The 19,058-nt window shown below is 27.9% G+C and carries 17 protein-coding genes, 1 riboswitch and 1 other annotated feature; of the genes, 1 reads left to right on the top strand and 16 read right to left on the bottom strand.

Annotated features, from left to right (window positions below; translation table 11 throughout):
- Positions 1-4: 4 nt before the first annotated feature.
- The 3 genes from rsmA to C7U54_RS02975 are packed head-to-tail and all read right to left on the bottom strand — an operon-like array spanning position 5 to position 2,370.
- Positions 5-823, bottom strand: coding sequence for a 16S rRNA (adenine(1518)-N(6)/adenine(1519)-N(6))-dimethyltransferase RsmA (rsmA, locus tag C7U54_RS02985; protein ID WP_022001672.1), 819 nt, complete (start codon positions 821-823; stop codon positions 5-7).
- Positions 804-1,340, bottom strand: coding sequence for a ribonuclease M5 (gene rnmV / locus C7U54_RS02980; RefSeq protein WP_107029256.1), 537 nt, complete (start codon positions 1,338-1,340; stop codon positions 804-806). The genes rsmA and rnmV overlap by 20 nt, the downstream gene beginning before the upstream one ends.
- 4 nt (positions 1,341-1,344) lie before the next feature.
- Positions 1,345-2,370 (bottom strand): transglutaminase domain-containing protein, encoded by a 1,026-nt coding sequence (locus C7U54_RS02975; protein WP_107029255.1) that lies wholly within the window; start codon positions 2,368-2,370, stop codon positions 1,345-1,347.
- Between the two features lie 321 nt (positions 2,371-2,691).
- Here C7U54_RS02975 and C7U54_RS02970 point away from each other — a divergent pair, with 321 nt between their 5' ends.
- Positions 2,692-3,093: a hypothetical protein gene (locus C7U54_RS02970; RefSeq protein ID WP_107029254.1), complete on the top strand. Its 402-nt coding sequence runs from the start codon at positions 2,692-2,694 to the stop codon at positions 3,091-3,093.
- A 30-nt stretch (positions 3,094-3,123) separates the two neighbouring features.
- Here C7U54_RS02970 and C7U54_RS02965 read toward each other — a convergent pair whose 3' ends face one another.
- The 13 genes from C7U54_RS02965 to tmk form a co-directional block, all read right to left on the bottom strand.
- Positions 3,124-7,353: a 2-hydroxyacyl-CoA dehydratase gene (locus C7U54_RS02965; protein ID WP_107029253.1), complete on the bottom strand. Its 4,230-nt coding sequence runs from the start codon at positions 7,351-7,353 to the stop codon at positions 3,124-3,126.
- Positions 7,346-7,783, bottom strand: coding sequence for a MarR family winged helix-turn-helix transcriptional regulator (locus C7U54_RS02960; protein WP_022001094.1), 438 nt, complete (start codon positions 7,781-7,783; stop codon positions 7,346-7,348). The genes C7U54_RS02965 and C7U54_RS02960 overlap by 8 nt, the downstream gene beginning before the upstream one ends.
- A gap of 106 nt (positions 7,784-7,889) precedes the next feature.
- Positions 7,890-8,531, bottom strand: a complete 642-nt coding sequence (locus tag C7U54_RS02955; protein WP_107029252.1) for a YggS family pyridoxal phosphate-dependent enzyme — start codon at positions 8,529-8,531, stop codon at positions 7,890-7,892.
- A 65-nt stretch (positions 8,532-8,596) separates the two neighbouring features.
- Complete coding sequence (locus tag C7U54_RS02950; protein ID WP_241522559.1) at positions 8,597-9,133, bottom strand: ECF transporter S component; 537 nt, start codon at positions 9,131-9,133, stop codon at positions 8,597-8,599.
- A gap of 11 nt (positions 9,134-9,144) precedes the next feature.
- Positions 9,145-9,930 (bottom strand): DUF4430 domain-containing protein, encoded by a 786-nt coding sequence (locus tag C7U54_RS02945; RefSeq protein ID WP_107029250.1) that lies wholly within the window; start codon positions 9,928-9,930, stop codon positions 9,145-9,147.
- A complete protein-coding gene (locus C7U54_RS02940) occupies positions 9,914-10,990 on the bottom strand; it encodes a hypothetical protein (protein WP_107029249.1) in 1,077 nt (358 codons plus the stop codon). Before C7U54_RS02940 ends, C7U54_RS02945 begins: the two co-directional genes overlap by 17 nt.
- A 92-nt stretch (positions 10,991-11,082) precedes the next feature.
- A riboswitch (cobalamin riboswitch) is annotated at positions 11,083-11,263 on the bottom strand.
- Between the two features lie 89 nt (positions 11,264-11,352).
- Entirely contained in the window at positions 11,353-13,314 is a 1,962-nt protein-coding gene (gene metG / locus C7U54_RS02935; protein WP_107029248.1) for a methionine--tRNA ligase, read from the bottom strand.
- Positions 13,315-13,351: 37 nt separating this feature from the next.
- Positions 13,352-13,548: a binding site (T-box leader), on the bottom strand.
- Positions 13,549-13,651: 103 nt separating this feature from the next.
- Positions 13,652-14,995, bottom strand: coding sequence for a polysaccharide deacetylase family protein (locus tag C7U54_RS02930; RefSeq protein ID WP_107029247.1), 1,344 nt, complete (start codon positions 14,993-14,995; stop codon positions 13,652-13,654).
- 90 nt (positions 14,996-15,085) lie between these two features.
- Entirely contained in the window at positions 15,086-15,934 is an 849-nt protein-coding gene (gene rsmI / locus C7U54_RS02925; RefSeq protein ID WP_022002028.1) for a 16S rRNA (cytidine(1402)-2'-O)-methyltransferase, read from the bottom strand.
- A complete protein-coding gene (locus C7U54_RS02920; protein ID WP_107029246.1) occupies positions 15,927-16,664 on the bottom strand; it encodes a tRNA1(Val) (adenine(37)-N6)-methyltransferase in 738 nt (245 codons plus the stop codon). Before C7U54_RS02920 ends, rsmI begins: the two co-directional genes overlap by 8 nt.
- Positions 16,642-17,484, bottom strand: a complete 843-nt coding sequence (locus C7U54_RS02915) for a PSP1 domain-containing protein (protein WP_107029245.1) — start codon at positions 17,482-17,484, stop codon at positions 16,642-16,644. The genes C7U54_RS02920 and C7U54_RS02915 overlap by 23 nt, the downstream gene beginning before the upstream one ends.
- 12 nt (positions 17,485-17,496) lie before the next feature.
- Complete coding sequence (locus C7U54_RS02910) at positions 17,497-18,441, bottom strand: AAA family ATPase (protein WP_227351972.1); 945 nt, start codon at positions 18,439-18,441, stop codon at positions 17,497-17,499.
- Positions 18,438-19,058 carry a dTMP kinase gene (gene tmk / locus C7U54_RS02905; RefSeq protein ID WP_107029244.1) on the bottom strand — a complete coding sequence of 207 codons (621 nt, stop codon included), beginning with the start codon at positions 19,056-19,058 and terminating at the stop codon, positions 18,438-18,440. Before tmk ends, C7U54_RS02910 begins: the two co-directional genes overlap by 4 nt.

The raw sequence follows: 19,058 nt of genomic DNA, 5'->3' as shown, positions 1-19,058 counted from the left end.
ACCATTATATAGTATGTTTATATAATGATTTTGTGATAGCCTGATAATCTTCTAATGTAAGTTGTTCACATCTTAATTTTTGATCTATTTGATTTTCATTTAAAACATCTAATGCATTTTGATATTCTTGTTTTAAATTATTATAAATCGTTTTTCTTCTTTGTTTAAAAGCACTATTTAATACTTTATATAAATCTAAATTAGCTTCCTTATTAATTGTAATCTTTAAAATAGCACTATCAATATGAGGTGCAGGAATAAAAACATTTTGACTTACTGTAAACATATATTCAATTTTACCCATATCTTCAATCATATACATCAGTGGACTTTTATAATCGCTTGTATATTTTAAAGCCACTTCTTTTTGTACCATCACGACAATTTCATCAATAACTTTACTTTCAGTTAAAACCTTTTCAATAATTTGAGTTGTAATATAATAAGGCAAATTGGCTACTAAAATAACTTTTTCATACTTATCCTTTAAAGTCATTAAATCCTCTAAATTTACTTTTAAAAAATCTTCAAAAACAATCTCAATATTTTCCTGATTTAAAAACTCTTCATAGACTCCTTTAAAACGTGTATCTATTTCATAGCTTCTTACATATCCTGCATAACGTGCTAATACTTGAGTTAAAGCACCAATTCCAGGTCCTACTTCAATCACTGCACATTTTTCATTAACACTTGAACAACGAACGATTTTTTCTACGACATGAGGATCAATTAAAAAGTTTTGCCCATATTTCTTTTTAGGATATAAATCATATTTATCTAATATATATTGAGTTGTACTTTTAGTCGCTATATCCTTCATTCTCTAACTCCTTCTCTATCATTTCCCTGGAAATACCCACCATATTTAATCTTTTAAACAAAGTTTTTGCATTGCCATATCCTAAATGAAATAAATCATAAACCTTTAATCTTTTCTTTTTATCTCCAATAATATCTAATTCTAAAAACTCTTTCCAAGAAATACTTTCTTCTTGATTTGAAAATGTAACAACATTTTCAATTGCTTTCTTTACAGCTTCTTTATTTGCTTCAGCAATACCTAGTTTCTTTTTACCAATTGCATCTTTTCTATCAACAAAAGCATGTTTACAATTTTGTACATATTTCTCCACTTGGTTTCTAATCCTTAAACCTGGATAATCTGGATCTGTTAAAACAATAACACCTCTTGTCTTACTAGCCTCTTTAATAAGCTCTAATGTTTTATCATCTAATCCTAGTCCATGTGTTTCAATAGTATCTACATCATATAATTCTTTTAATAATTGGCTATCTGTTTTTCCTTCAACAACAACAATTTCATTAATTCTTTTCATAACTTTACCATTTTAAATAAATCGTCTTCAATTGATCATTCGTGATATATTGAATATGATCTACCCCTTCTATTAAACGATAGGCATCTCCTTTTTTTGTTAATCTTTCTTTAGCATCATTATATACTTCATTTGAAAATTGAAAATAACATTCTCTTTGATTTTTATTTATTTTAGCTTTTAAAGTATTTAATTGATATAAATCAAAATACAACCCTTCTTCTTTAAAATAAGTATGTTTATCATTTTTAGTTATTTTATAATGATCATCTAAATCATACATTTGTTTCATTGTTTGACTATCAAACATCAAATAATTATTATTGATGATTTCCTCATCATCTAATACTAAATCACCCCAGGTTGCATCTATATAATAATAATCATTGTCATATTTTATCATATTTATTGCATGTTTGTCTTTTCTTCCTTTTATTGTTTTCCCTGTTAAAAATGTTGCTTTAAAATGCAATTGATTGAGTAGATATTGCATTGTTTTTGCATAACCACTACAAACTGATTGATGATTAATAAGAACACTGATTATTTCTTGGTTATATTTTGCTTGTTCATTATACTTACAATGAGTAATAACATCATCATAAATATATTTTATTTTTTGATAGGATTTTAAATCTTGTGTATCCTCTTTTAGTTGTTTGACAATTTTCTTTATCCTTTTTTGATCTTTAAGAATTTCTTTTTCTTTCATACTATATTCAAAATTAAAAAGACCATTTGTATTAAGAGACCATTCCTTAATATAAAATAACTCTGGGTGATCCTTTAAAACTGCATTAACAATTTTACTTACTTTATCTATCTGTTTTTCTTTAATATAAATATTTTGTTTTCTTGTATGAGCAATATTATAAATTATTTGATAGAGTTGTTTTTGTTTTTTATTTAAAAGCTGATAATGATATTTAAAACATTGATCTTGTTTAAATTTATTTTCTATATTTTGGTAAGATTGTGGAAAACATCCACATAATAAAAATAATACAAGTAGACTAATCAGTTTTTTCATTTTAAAAAAAATAATCTAGCGAATGCTAGATTACTCTTCCCTCAATTTATATTCAAAATAACTCTTACCAAAATAAACTACACTACCTGCCAAGAGCATCATTAATAATCCTAAGCACATAATAAACATCCCCTTCTTATTCATATCATACTCTTTTATACTATTTTATGCAAATTATTTAGATTTTATATCCTTTTTTAACTTCTTTTTTTCTACAATCTTTTTAAAACTATTATTATAAAATATTATTAGTAAAATAAATATTTTTAAACTTGTTCAATGATTTAAAAGGGGTTAGAATTATAATAAGTAGGTGATATGATGAATGCCGATAGATTATTTATGCTTGTTGATACATGTGCCAATATTGATGAAGTAAAACACGAATTTCCAAATTTAGATTTTTTAACTTATTTTTATGCTTTATTAGGATATTACTGTATTCCTACAATCAAGTTATATAATGAAACAAGAATTGATGAAAACACTTTGAATGGTATTCTTAATGGAAAAATTCCACCTCAAAGAGATGATCTTATTCAAATGAGTTTAGTTTTAAATATTGATTTAAAGAAAACAAACTTTATGCTTTCTCTTGCTGAATGTGAAACATTATCCTATAAAGAAAGTAGAGATAGTTTAATCATTTGTGCTATTAAAAATCATTATTCAATTAATAAAACAAATATGATGTTATCAACCTGCAATCTTATCAAAATATAAATAGTGGTTCAAAAATGAACCACTATTTTTCTATTTATTTAAGTTTTTAAATGCTGTCGATAACATTAATTTAATACGATTTAATTGGTTAACTTCACTTGCTCCTGGATCATAATCTACAGCAACAATATTACTTTGAGGATATTTCTTTCTTAAAGCTTTGATTGCTCCTTTACCAGTAACATGGTTAGGTAAACATCCAAATGGTTGCATACATACAATATTTGGTGCTCCACTTTCAATAAGTTCAATCATTTCACCAGTTAAGAACCAACCTTCACCCGTTTGGTTACCAATTGAAACAACTTCTTTAGCTTTATCAGCAAGATGTTCAATAGAAGCTGGTGGAGCAAAACGTTTTGATTTTTCTAAAGCTTTGATCATATCTTTTCTTAAGAAATCAACGGCTTTAACTGCGAATTCACATAGCTTAGCAGCTTTAGCTGTCGCATTGAAATGTTTTCTTTCAAATGTTGTTGAATAGAAACAATATTGGAAGAAATCAATTAAATCAGGCATAACTGCTTCTCCACCTTCTCTTTCAATAATATCAACAATTTGATTATTAGCAGTTGGATGGAATTTAACAAGGATTTCTCCTACTAAACCAACTCTTGGTTTCTTGATATCCAATAAAGGTAATTCATCAAAATCTTTTACGATTTGATAAACATTTTTCTTAAATTCTTTCATGCTACCTGTTTCAATATTTTTCATACATTTTTCTACCCATGATTGATAAAGTCTATTAGCACTTCCTTTTTCTTTTTCATATGGTCTTACACGATAAAGGACTCTCATGAATAAATCTCCATACATTGCACCGATAATAACTTTCTTAGCAAGAGGATAAGTAATTTTAAATCCTGGGTTTGATTCGATACCTTGTAAGTTGGCACTGATAACTGGTACTTGTTCTAAACCAGCATCTTTTAAAGCTTTACGGATAAATCCGATATAGTTTGTCGCACGACATCCACCACCTGTTTGAGAAATGATCAAGGCTGTTTTGTTGACATCATATTCACCGCTTGTTAAAGCTTCCATCATTTGTCCAGCAACAAGGATACTTGGATAGCAGGCATCATTGTTGACATATTTTAATCCTGCTTCAGTAGCTCCTTTATCTACTGATGGTAAAACTTTTAAGTTATAACCACTTTCTTGCATTGCCTTTTCAACAAATTGGAAATGGATTGGTGACATTTGTGGACATAGAATTGTCCAACGATCATCTTTCATTTCTTTAGTGAATGGTACTTTCACTGGTTTATATTTTTTAGATAAATCAATTTCTTTATTTTCTTGTTTATCAATTGTTGCTTTTAAGGAACGGATACGGATACGAATAGCACCTAAGTTACTTCCTTCATCAATTTTAATAAGTGTATAGATTTTATTTCTCGCATTTAAGATTTCAGCTACTTGATCTGATGTTACAGCATCTAACCCACAACCAAATGATGTTAATTGAATTAATTGTAAATTAGGTTGTGATGATACAAAAGATGCTGCATGATACATTCTTGAGTGATATGTCCATTGATCCACAACACGTAATTCTTCTAATTCTTTATCTAAATGACAAACACTGTCTTCTGTTAAAACAGCCATGCCTTCACCAGTAATTAAATCAGCCAATCCATGGTTGATTTCTGGATCAACATGGTATGGTCTACCTGATAAAACAACACCTGTCATATTATTTTCTTTTAAATATGCAAGGACTGTTTCCCCTTCTCCTTGAATATCTAAACGGCATTGTTGTAGTTCTTCATAAGCATGTTCAATTGCTGCTTTTAATTCTTTATCACTAATTCCAAATGATTTAAATTCATCTTTTAAGTTTGTAAACATTGTTTTTCGGTTACTTAAATCCATGAATGGATTTCTAAAGATGATTTCATTTGTTTCTAAGTTATCTACGTTATTTCTAATAACTTCTGGATAAGAAGTTACGACTGGACAGTTGTAATGATTTCCTTGAGTAACATTTTCTTTTCTTTCATAAGCTACTGAAGGATAGAAAATATATTTAATTCCTTTTTCAATTAAACTTTCAATATGTCCATGTGATAATTTAGCTGGATAACATACACTTTCTGATGGAATAGATTCAATTCCTTTTTCATAGATTTTTTTACTTGAACGTGGTGATAAGACTACTCTGAATTTTAAATCAGTAAATAATGTATGCCAGAAAGGATAATTTTCATACATATTCAAGACACGAGGAATACCTACTGTTCCACGTTTTGCTTCTTTAGCCGTTAATGAACGATAATTGAAAACTCGACGATATTTATAATCATATAAGTTTGGTAATTGTTTTGATTTAGGAGGTAAGTTTGCTCCTCTTTCACATCTGTTTCCACTGATATGTTCACTACCATCATTAAATGAAGAAACTGTTAACATACAATGATTTGTACATTTTTGACAATAACGAATTGTACTTTCATAACCGAAAGCATCAACTTGTTCCTTATTAAGTAATGTTGTTCCTTGTCCTTGATATCTTTCTCTAGCAATTAAAGCAATACCAAAAGCACCCATTAATCCAGCGATATCTGGACGAATCGCTTTGATTCCTGTTTCTTGTTCAAAAGCTCTTAAAACAGATTCATTATAGAATGTTCCACCTTGTACTAATACTGATTTACCAATACTTTCAGGCGAACGTAATTTAATAACTTTATATAAAGCATTTTTAATAACAGAATAAGCAAGACCTGCAGAAATATCTTCAATCTTAGCTCCTTCTTTTTGTGCTTGTTTTACTTTAGAGTTCATAAATACAGTACAACGTGATCCTAAATCAATTGGTGCTGTTGATTGTAAAGCTAGATTAGCGAAATCAGCAACATTGTATCCTAATGATTTTGCGAATGTTTCAATAAATGATCCACATCCTGATGAACAAGCTTCATTTAATAAGATATCTTGAATAATACCATCTTCGATCTTGATAGCTTTCATATCTTGTCCACCGATGTCTAAGATAAATGAAACATCATCTTTAAAATATTTAGCGGCTGTAAAGTGAGAGATTGTTTCTACTTCACTGACATCCATTTTAAATGCAGATTTAATTAAAGCTTCACCATATCCAGTTGACCCAGCATGAACAAGTTCTACTCCTTTAGGTAAGATTTCATAGATTTCTTTTAAGATTTTACGTACGACTTCAATAGGATTTCCTTCATTAGATGAATAGAATGTGTATAATACAGAACCATCTTCATCAACTAGTACAGCTTTAGATGTTGTCGAACCAACATCTACACCTAAGAAAGCTTTTCCTTGATATGTATTTAAATCTCTTTTCTTTACTTTTGTACGGTAGTGTCTATTTCTAAATTCAATACGATCTTCTTCTGTTTCAAATAATGGTTTCAAAGTATCTGTTTCATCAGAAATACCATCTTTTAATGAATCTAAAATATTCACTAATTCATCTATACTTGTTTGTTTAATTTTATCTTCTCTAGCAAGTAAACAAGCTCCCATAGCAACGAATAATTGAGAGTTTTGAGGGAAAATAACATCTTCATCTTTTAAATTTAATGATTCAATAAAACGTGCACGTAATTGATCTAAGAAATAAAGAGGACCACCTAAGAAAGCAACTTTACCACGAATAGGTTTACCACAAGCAAGACCACTAATTGTTTGATTAACAACTGCTTGGAAAATAGAAATAGCAATATCTTCTCTTGCTGCACCTTCATTAATTAATGGTTGGATATCTGTTTTTGCGAAAACACCACAACGAGAAGCAATTGGATAAATTGTTTCATAGTTTTTAGCTAGTTCATTTAATCCTGCAGCATCTGTTTGTAATAAAGAAGCCATTTGATCAATAAAAGCTCCTGTACCACCTGCACAAGTTCCGTTCATTCTTTGTTCAAGAGTTGATTCAAAATAAGTGATTTTTGCATCTTCTCCACCTAATTCGATTGCGACATCACATTCAGGAATATATGTTTCTACTGTCTTTGTACAAGCAATCACTTCTTGAACGAATTCTACATTTAAGTGTTTTGATAAAGAAAGCCCACCTGATCCAGTCATAACTACTTTAACTGGTAAGTTTCCATGGTGTTCTTGAACTTCTTTAATTAGACTTTCTATTGCTGGTTTAACATCAGAGTAGTGTCTTTGATATTTTGAATAGATACATTGATGTTCTTGATCTTCCACATATAATTTTACTGTTGTTGATCCTACATCAATTCCCATGTAATATAATTTATCCATTTTTTGACTCCTTTACTAAATTAAGTGTCATTTTAGAAATCGTATTTCTAAATTGTTTCACTTCTTTTTCATCAATTCCATCTAACATAATTTTTTCTAATTGAATAACATGATTATCAATCTTTTCTACTGTACTATACGCATGTTCAGTTGCTTTGATTTTTTTCATACGTTTATCATTTTCAACAGGTTCTTTTGTGATATATCCGTTCTTTTCTAAAGAATTTAAAAGACCTGTTGCAGTTGATCTTCTAATATTAAAATATTTTTCTATGTCTTTTTGATAAACTTCTTCATCATTTTCACATAAATAAATAAGAATTAGCCCCTGCGGTCCTGATAACATACAATCAATACCATGAATATCATCTAAATAACGTCCCATATATTTAGACAAAACACGTATTTCCATTCCTATTCGATGTTCCATAAATGTCTCCTTTTTTGTTCGGCTGCTAACATTATACGCTTTTGTCACACTATGTCAAATTATTTGAAATTTTATTATTTAAACAAAAAAATAAATATTTTCATATCTATTTAAATAAAGCACTTCCAATTCTAATCATTGTTGATCCATGTTTTAAAGCTTCATGATAATCATTAGACATTCCCATTGATAACTGATCCAATTGATACATTGGATAATCTTTTTGAAGTCTTTGTAAAAGCTCTTGTGTCATTTTAAAATACCTTTCAGTTTCACTACTTTCAATATGTGGTGCCATCATCATAAGTCCTCTTACTTTGACATGAGGATAATCTTTTAAACTATTAAATACTTCATCAATTTCTTCTACTTCAAAACCATGTTTACTTTCTTCTTTAGCAATATTTACTTGAATTAAAACAGGCATTTCTAAATCTCTTTTAGCGGCTTGTTTTTCAATTTCTTTTAATAAAGAATAACGATCTACTGCATGAATCAATGTCACCTTATCAATAATATATTTCACTTTATTTGGTTGTAGAGTTCCAATAAATTGAAACTCACCATTACCATGATAATTTTCATACTTTTCTAAAAAGGCTTGTACTCTGTTTTCACCAAAACAAGTAACTCCTAATTTTTCTAATTTTTCAATTTCTTTAACATCTACATATTTTGTAGCTGCAACTAATTTTGCTGGTTTTACTTCTTCTAATATCTTTTTAACTGCTTCTTCATTTACAATCATAAAACTCTTCCTTTCATGATAAATTCTTATTTAATTATAATTCAATCAAAAAGAAAAACAAGAACTTAGTCTTGTTTTAATCTTATTCTTTCTGATTCCTTTTTTAATACTTTCATTAAAATAGGTGCACATATTAAATAAAAACAAAAGTTTCCTACTGCATGAAAAGTATCAAATAACAATCCTGCCATATAATAAACAATATATAAAGAAGGACCACCTAACATTAATTGTTCAAGTGACACAACAATACCAAAGACATATCCCATAAAAAAGGAAAAGGAAGCCATAGGAAACAGTTTTGGTTCCTTATTTATCTTCTTTAAAAAATCCATCAAAAACTGAGTAATTAAACAAATAACAACCCAAGCTAATATTTGAAAGAACGTCCATGTTCCCATTCCTAAAAATAAATTAGAAACTACTGTTGTAACAACACTTAACTTAACACCAAATCCTAAACCAAATAACATAACTGATATAATAATAATAGATGTTACAGGTTTAATATTGGGTAAGAATTGTAAATATATACGTGAAGCAATATTAACTGCCGCTAATATTCCTATTAAACTTATTTCTTTTACTTTATTTGAATGCATAATTTATTTCCTTAATTATAATTTACATAATACCAAACAACTTGGTCACCGTCATTTAAATCATATTTTATGGCTGCTTTATTAGGTGCAACACCATTAACACTATACATCCATCCTGACATTGGTCCATGTTGTTTTTCATATAAACCACCTATTCCTGAAACATAGTAATCACTTCCAGCTACTTCTTTTCCATTCTTAGCTGCTAAAGTTTTTAAAACACTTAATGCATTACTATTTTTATCAACATTTAATGTTCCAGACATCATTGTATTTCCCATCCCAATAACTTGAATACTTACATTTATTTTTTCCGTATTTGGTTGTTGATTGGTATTACTAGAAGAATTTTGAGATTGATTGTTACTTGATTGTCCACTATTTGTTTGAGAATTACTAGTAGAACTTTGTGAATGATTTACATTACTGTTCTTACTGCTGCTTTGTACAGTAGTATTTGTAGATTTTTTTTCATTATTTGTTGACTCTTTTTTTTCTTCAGAAGATGTTTGTTTATTGTTTTCTTGAGAAGATGATTGTTCTTCTTTTTGTGTAGTTTCTTTCTTTTTTTCTGTTTGATTAACTTCTTCTGATTTTGATTTTTTTTCTTCTTTCTTTTCCTTAGTATTTTTTTCTTTTATAGAACTTACTTGAGCTACTGAATTATCTTGATAATTTCCAGTAACTCCATTATAAATTGAAAAACCACCAATAAAAACAAAAGAAATTGTAATAAATAATATTACAATTCTTTTTGTTTTATCCATATTTTTTATTTTATTAATGAACTCTTTCATATTCTTTTCTTAATACTAAGAATAATCCACCAGATACCATTGATAATGAAACAAAGATAACAATGTTAGTTTCATCTCCAGTTTTTACTGAAGTAGATTTTTTATTTGAATTTTCAGTTGGTTGTGTTGACTGAACTGTACTATTAGCATTTGTTGGTTGTTTATTATCAGGTTCTTCTGGATTTAATATTTTATCATATGCTTTTTTTGCCTTAATAATTACTGATCCATTTTTATATGTACCTAATGTTTTTGCTACTTCTGCAGTAGTATATTCAGCATTATAACTACTTGGGAATGAACCATCGCTTAATTGTGTATTTAAAAGGCAATCAACTGGATGAATAGTATAATTATCATTTAATAAAGCATTTGCATCATAAGCAAACATTCCTTCTAATACTTGAGATTGAGTATCTACATTATCAGTAGTAATCCATCCTGTTGTTTTTACAGTTGTATTACTTTTTATATAATCAATTGCTTTATTAATAGTAGTGGCATATTTTTCTTTATTAACAACTGCTAAACCTTCGATAACCCATCCTGTAGTATCATAGTCAGCATAGTAAACTCCACCCCATTCATAACCACAAACACTAGATGATGCTAAATCTGTATTTAACTTATCAGCAAGTAAATTTGTTTTTTCTGATGATGTAGCATATAAAGCATATAATGTCCAAATATCTGAAGAAGCTCCCCAGCTACCTTCAACATTACCATTTTCATCAATTTGGCTTTCTAATGTTTCTTTGTCTTTTGTAGGATCAATTCCTAATAAAACTTCTGTTACAATTTTTTTAGAAAGTGATGTTTTACTAAAATCTACTGAAGAAATATCAAATTGATTACTTTCTGCTTCTAACCCTAAAGATTCTACAGCAAGAATTTTATCTGCATTATTTAAAGTATTGTTATTTTTATAATATTCAACAACTTTAGAATAAGCATCATTAATTTTTGATGTATCATAAGAAGCTGCCGATACACCAGAAATAGCAGTCATAAAACATAATACTGAAATCATAAGACTGCATACAATTTTTTTCATTTTCATATTCTTTCCCCCTTCAAATTAAATAACTCCTAAATAAAAACTAGGCATAGTTATCCTAGTTTATCTAGAAGAACTACTTTATACTCCGTAAAGTGTATCCTTAGATATAGGCAAGTATTCCGACTCTGTTTCATTGTTTAAGCGTCTTCCCAGTTTCCCAGTGACTTTGATGCTTATTCTCCACATTACGGCGGCGGGACCGTTCAGGTATTTCACCTGATTCCTTTTTAATTTAAATATTAAATATTTAAAACCTATAAATATTATTCAATTTTACTTTGTACTTGGATATTATATTATAGTTAAATAAAAAAATATAGATGAAATAGAAAAAAAATCGCATGAAATCATGCGATTTTAGATTATCTGATTGTTGTACCTACTGGTAATTCTCCTGCATCTACAACACCTAATACTTTTTTATCTCCACCGGCAAGAACCATACCTTGTGATTCTACGCCTCTTAATTTAGCTGGTTTTAAGTTTGTTACAACAATAACTTTTTTACCAGTAAATTTTTCTGGTGAATAAACATCAGCAATACCACTTACGATTTGTCTTGGTGTTTCTTCACCAACATCAATTTGGCTTACTAATAATTTATCAGCATTTGGATGTTTTTCACATTTAATAACTTTTCCTACTTTTAATTGAATTTTAGAAAAGTCATCAATTGTAATTTCTTCTTTTGTTTCTTTAGCTTCTTTTTCTTTCTTTTCTTTTACAGCTTTGATAGAAGCTTTTTGTTTTGCTTCAATAACTTCTACTTTTTTAGCAACTTCTTTTGGATCTAATCTAGCAAATAACATTTCTGGTTTTTCAACTACTTTTGTTCCTGATGCATAGTTTCCAAATTCTTTTAAGCTTTCAAAATCACGTTGATCTGTATTAATTTGATCTAAGATTTTTGTAGCTGTTGAAGGCATATATGGATATAGCATAACTGCTGAGAATCTGATTGCTTCAATTAAGTTATATAATACTGTAGCTAAACGATCTTTTTTAGTTTCATCTTTAGCTAATGCCCATGGCATTGTTTCATCAATATATTTGTTTGTTCTTCTTAATAAGTTGAAGATTTCATCTAATGCATTTGATGCTTTGAATTCATCCATTTTAGCAATAGATTTAGCTGGCATAGCTAACGCTAAATCTTTTAATTCTTGATCTACGTCTTCACATACGTTTTTGTTTTCTACAATACCACCAAAGTATTTATTAGACATAGCAATTGTTCTATTAACTAAGTTTCCTAAAACGTTAGCAAGATCACTATTAATTCTTTCTACTAATAAATCCCATGTAATACTTCCATCATTATCATATGGAATTTCATGTAATACGAAATATCTTACTGCATCAACACCAAAGATATCTACTAAATCATCTGCATAGATAACATTTCCTTTTGATTTGGACATTTTACTTTCACCTTGTAATAACCATGGATGTCCAAATACTTGTTTAGGTAATGGAATATCTAATGCCATTAACATAATTGGCCAATAAATTGTATGAAATCTAACGATATCTTTACCAATTAAATGTAAATCAGCAGGCCAGTATTTTTTATATAATTCACCATGATTTCCATCTGCATCATATCCAAGTCCTGTAATATAGTTTGTTAAGGCATCAATCCATACATAAACAACATGTTTAGGATCAAAATCAACTGGAATAGACCATTTAAATGATGTTCTAGAAACGCATAAATCTTGTAATCCTGGTTTTAAGAAGTTATTCATCATTTCATTTTTTCTTGAAACTGGTTGAATAAATTCTGGATGATCTTCGATATGTTTAATTAAACGATCTTGATATTTAGATAATTTAAAGAAGTATGCTTCTTCTTTGGCATCATGTACATCTCCCCCACAATCAGGACATTTACCATCAACTAATTGTGATTCAGTAAAGAATGATTCGCATGCTGTACAATATTTACCTTCATAATGACCTAAATAAATATCACCTTTGTCATATAATTTTTTAAAGATTTTTTGTACTTGTTTTTCATGATATTCATCAGTTGTTCTCATGAATCGATCATACGATGTATCCATCATATCCCAAATATTTTTAACTACACCTGCAACTTGATCTACATATTGCTTTGGTTCAATTCCTGCTTCTTTAGCTTTAATTTCAATTTTTTGTCCATGTTCATCTGTTCCTGTTTGGAATCGAACATTGTACCCTTCTTGTCTTTTAAAACGAGCAATTGCATCAGCTAAAATAATTTCATAAGTATTTCCAATATGAGGTTTACCTGAAGTATAAGTAATTGCTGTTGTAAGATAATAATCTTTTTCGTCTTTCATCTTCTAATCTCCTTTATAAAAATAAAAAACGCCCTTATAAAAGGACGAATAATCGCGGTACCACCTTTTTTACACATTGCTGTGTCACTCAAAACTTTAACGCAGTTAACGATTATTTCTAACTATTTGAAATAACTACTCCTGGGCCATCTCTTAAAGTTTAACATACTGATTTTCACCAGCCATCAGCTCTCTAAATGTTTTGCTTTAACATCTTCCATTCTTCGTATTTATTGTATCCTTATTAACTTTATCAAACCCTTAAATCAATGTCAATGAGTTTCATTGAAAGAAAATATGTTTCACGTGAAACAAAAATAGTATAGCCTAAACTATACTATTTATATTCAGAATGTCCTTTATATTTTAATAAATCTGATACAGTAACGAATTGATAACCTTCTTTACTTAATTGATCTAAAGCCATTTCTAATCCAGCAACAGAATTTTCATGAATATCATGAATCAAGACAATATTACCATCACCAGTTTTTGCTTTAGCATCTCTTATAATATTATTACATACTATTTGTGCACCATCTGTTGCTTTACTATAACGCCAATCTTCTGTATCTCCATCCCATAAAATCATACTTAAACCATATGTGTTGAAGGCTGATTTAACTGCATCGTTTTTTGCTCCATATGGAGGTCTAACAAGTGTCTGTTCAGTACCTGTTGCTTTGAAACAAGCATCTTGTGTTTTCTTAATTTCTTCATCTAAAGCAGTAGCATCTAATTTTGTAAGTTGTGCATGTTGATATGTATGACTTGCTATCTCATGTCCTCTTTCATAAACTGATTTAACAATATCTGGATAAAGATTCATGTTTTGACCTAATTCGAAGAATGTTCCTCGACCATTATATTTTTCAAATGCATTCATTGCTCTTTCTGTTAATGTTTTATGTGGTCCATCATCCAATGTAATAGCAACCATTTTTTTCTTTGGATCTACTTTCATTAACTTAGGTGCTTTGACACCTAATGGTGCATTAGATGGAATATTTTTATTTGCTAATTTTATGTAATCTTTATATTCTTTATAATTAACAACAATTTTATTTTTTAATGTATCATCTGTATAATATGTAAAACTATCTTTATCAACTTTTATTAATGTTGATTCTTTGTTATATTCATTTACACCCAATGTATTTAATAAATCTCCATATTTACCATGTAAACAATCTTTTAAAGCAACTAATTGATTTGTTTTACAATCATATGTCATTATAGATTTTGTTGCTTTTGTTTTTGTCTCATCTTCATTAATACGCTTATAATCTAATTCAACAACAACATATTGTTTATAAATCTTTTTACAAGAGTAATCTAGATATAATATATCTTTTTGATCCTTTTTCTTTTTTTCTGATTTTAAATATGTGCTATATGATTCTTTAATAATTTTATTTAAATTCTTTTCTTTTAATTTAGGATAGTATAATGAAATGTAAAAATCATCATTTTCTTTTTCATAGTGTTGTACTGTTCCATATTGTTTATTTGTTTCATTATAAGTATTATAATCTTCATATTTATTTTTCTCATTAAATAGTAAAAAATAAATACCTCCTAATATTAATATCACAACCAATAATGTAATAATTACAGGTATTGATTTTAATCTTCTTTTTCTTCCATGTCTACCATAATTGTAGCTATCTTTGCTATACATATTACCACTTCCTCCTTTTTTATAATATACCACAAATGATATATCTTTTATAGCTTTTAATTTTGTTTCACGTGAAACAAAAAAATACCATTATTTAGAATGGTATTCTTGATAAACACTATTTTTATTAAGATTTCTTTGTTTAGCAACTTCTTTAATTGCATCTTTAGTAGACATTCCTTTTTCAATATACATATCTACGTCTTCCTTGATTGTTGTTTCAAAAGTTATTTCTTCTTCTACTTCTTGACTACCTTCAACAACAATAACCATTTCTCCTTTTAATTCTTCTACAATAGAAATAATTTCAGAAATATGACCTCTAATGATTTCTTCATGTTTTTTAGTAATTTCTCTACATAAAGCAATATTTCTATCTCCTAGAATATCTAACATTAAATTTAATGTTTTTTTAATTCTATGTGGTGATTCATAAAAAACAATTGTTTCTTTATATTTCTTTAAATCAATTAATTCTTTTTTCTTTTTCTTATCTAAATGATCTAAAAAACCATAAAACATAAATGGTTGTGGAGCAATTCCTGAAACAACTAAAGCATCTAAACAAGCATTACATCCTGAAATAGGAACAACATTTATTTCATGTTCTATTGCTTCTTTAACTAATTCATATCCAGGATCAGAAATAGCAGGATAACCAGCATCACTTACTAAAGCAATATCATTTCCTTCTTCTAATAATTGTATAAGTTTAGGAATTGATTGTTTTATGTTATGTTCATGATGAGAAATAAGTTTTGTTGAAATTTCAAAATGATTTAAAAGCTTAACAGTATTTCTTGTATCTTCTGCAGCAATATATTTTACATTTTTTAAAGTATTAATAGATCGATATGTCATTTCATCTAAATTACCAATAGGTGTTGCTACTAAATATAATGTTGGTCTTTCATTTTCAAAACTCTTTTGTCTATTCATCTATCTTCTCTCCAAACATTCTTCTTACTTCATTACTGTAACTTCCATCATCATTATGTGCATATAATGGTGGTTCGATTTTTAATCCTTTTTTTCCTTTATACATTCCTTCTACTAATAAGACATGTGAATCTCTATTCATTTTAGGATATACAAAACGTATTCTTTTAGGTTCAACATCATATTTTTGCATAATATTTAAAATATCAATCATACGATCAGGTCGATGAACAATTGCAAATCTTCCTTTGTTGTCTAATAAATAAGCTGCCGCTGAAATAATACCTTCTAAATCAATTTTTATTTCATGACGTGCTATTGTTAAATATTCATTATCATTTAAATTACTATTTTCCCCTACTTTAAAAAATGGTGGATTGCAAACAATCAGCTGTGCTTTTGGTAACTCTTTGATAACATCTTTAATATCTCCATGAACGACTTCAATTTGGTCATTTAAATCATTCATCTCAACATTTCTTCTAGCAAGATCAACCGCTTCATCTTGAATTTCTATACCTATAATTTTTTTAGGTGTTCTTTTTGAAAGCAATAATGGAATAGCCGCATTATTTGTACCAAAATCAACAATATTTTTTACATCTTTATTGATTGTACAAAACTGTGATAATAAAACAGTATCCAAAGAAAAGTTAAACATATCTTTTCTTTGGATAATTTTCAAATCATTATGTGCTAATAAATAATTAATGACTTCTTGGTTTTCCATTTTTCTTTCCTGCATGATTATTTTTATCAAATTTAATTTCGTCTAAACCAACGAATACAATTCCATTATTTGTTTCAATTTTAACAAGATCATTAATAACATTTAATCCTGTTACTTTTACATCTTTATCTTGATATTTTACACGCGATCCTATTTTAGGAAAACGTTCTTTTTCTAAAGAATAAATTTCATCTTCATATTTTAAACAACACATTAATCTTCCACATGCACCTGATATTTTTTCTATATTAATTGCTAACATTTGATTTTTAGCCATATTAATAGAAACTCCATTAAATTCTCCTAAAAGAGTTGAACAACATAATGGTAAACCACATGTTCCAATTCCACCAATTACTTTTGCTTTATCTCTTGGACCAATTTGTCTTAACTCTATTCTACATTTGAAAACAACAGCTAATTCCTTTAATAGTTCCCTAAAATCAACACGATCATCGGAAGTATACATAAAAATAACTTTTGCTTTATCTAATGTATATTCACAATTAGTAAGTTGCATATTAACATCATATCTTGAAACAATTTCTTTACATGTTACTAATGCTTGTTTTGCATCCTTAACATTTTTTTGATAATTTTCTATATCTTTTTTTGTAGCTTTTCTAACTATCTTTTTTAATTCTGTATCTAAATTAAATTCTGATATATCTTTTAATTCCTGTGATATTTCTCCAAGTTCTAATCCTCTAGCAGTTTCTACAACTACTCGGTCATCTTTTTTTAATTTTAAATTTGTGGAAAAATAATAGATCTTACCAGCACTTTTAAATTTTACACTTGCAAGTTTAATTTCTTCCATATAAATTCCTTTCTATATTCTATACATCATACTATCCATAAGTAATGGAATATTAGCATTTGTATCTAATAAGTATGATGTTTCTAATAATAATTCAATTTTCTTTATTATATCATTGTTATCATATGTTAGTGAATTAAAAAATTTTACGTGATTACAAAAAACAGCTTTTTCATTTTGTTTCACGTGAAACATATCCTTAAGTGCAAGAATAATAAAGTTAATAAATAATTTAATATTTTCCTTTTCTTTATGATCTTTAAGCATATGAATTTGTGTGTTTATGATAAGATTTTCTCTATATAAAAATAAATCCTCAACAAAATTGATTGCTTGTAACATAATATCATCAAAATCATCCTGATTTAAATTTTCTAAATCATCTTCATCTTTAATAATATAAGATAAGACACTTGCTTTTTCTTCTTCATATCCTTTAGCAATCAATTTTTCTTTAAGTACTTCTTTATTATCTGGTTTTAATTCTATAACCTGACATCTAGATATAATCGTTGGTAAAATACGATTGATATTTTTAGTTGTAAAAATTGCATAAATACCTTCTGTTGGTTCTTCTAATATTTTAAGTAAAGCATTCATAGCTTCTTTGGTTGTTTTTTCAACATTCTTTAAAATATAAACTTTTGCCTTACCTTCAAGAGAAGACTTTTTGAAAGTTTCTTGTATATTTTCAATGTGTTTCTTTTTAATACTTTCCTCTTCTCCATCAATTTCTATAATATCTGCATATTGATGGTTTAATACTTTTTGACAATCTATACATTGTTCACAAGCTAAGGTTTCATTACATATAAGTGACATTGTTAGAAACTGTAAAGGTTGATCAGTATTATTTCCAACAAGTAAGAATGCATGTGGTATTTTTTTTAAGTTAAATTCATTTTCAATAATTCTATAGAATAAAGGTTGATTTTCTTTTAAATAATCTTTGATCATAATATTTTCTTAATTTCCTTTAAGGCATCTTGTACAACATCTTCAACCTTTTGATCTGCATTGATTTTTACAATACGATCACTATATTGTTTACAAATTGTTAAATAACCTTCATAAACATTTTTATGAAAATCACTTTTTTCTAAATCTAATCGGTTTGTTTCTCTTTGATTAACTTTAATTCTTTCTAATCCTTTTTTATAATCAATATCAAAAAATAAAGTTTTATCTGGCATAACATCGTTTATCGCAAATAAATTCATATTATAAACTTCATCAATTCCTAGATTTCTAGCAACACCTTGATAAGCAAGTGAACTATCTACAAAACGATCACATAATACAATATACCCTTCTTTTAAAGCTGGTAATACTTTTTCTACAAGATGTTGTCTTCTTGCTGCTGCATATAATAAAGCTTCTGTACGTGCATCCATTTTTGTATTTTTCTTATCTAAAATAACATTTCTTATTTGTTCAGCAATATCAACCCCACCTGGTTCTCTTGTAAGTAAGACTTTATATCCTGCTTCATTTAATATTTTTACAAGTTCTTTAGAAACTGTTGTTTTTCCACTACCTTCTGGTCCTTCTAATGTAATAAACTTTCCTGTCAT

The sequence above is a fragment of the Faecalibacillus intestinalis genome (genome assembly GCF_003024685.1).
Taxonomy (GTDB): domain Bacteria; phylum Bacillota_I; class Bacilli_A; order Erysipelotrichales; family Coprobacillaceae; genus Faecalibacillus; species Faecalibacillus intestinalis.
This window is presented reverse-complemented; position numbering and strand designations above follow the sequence as displayed.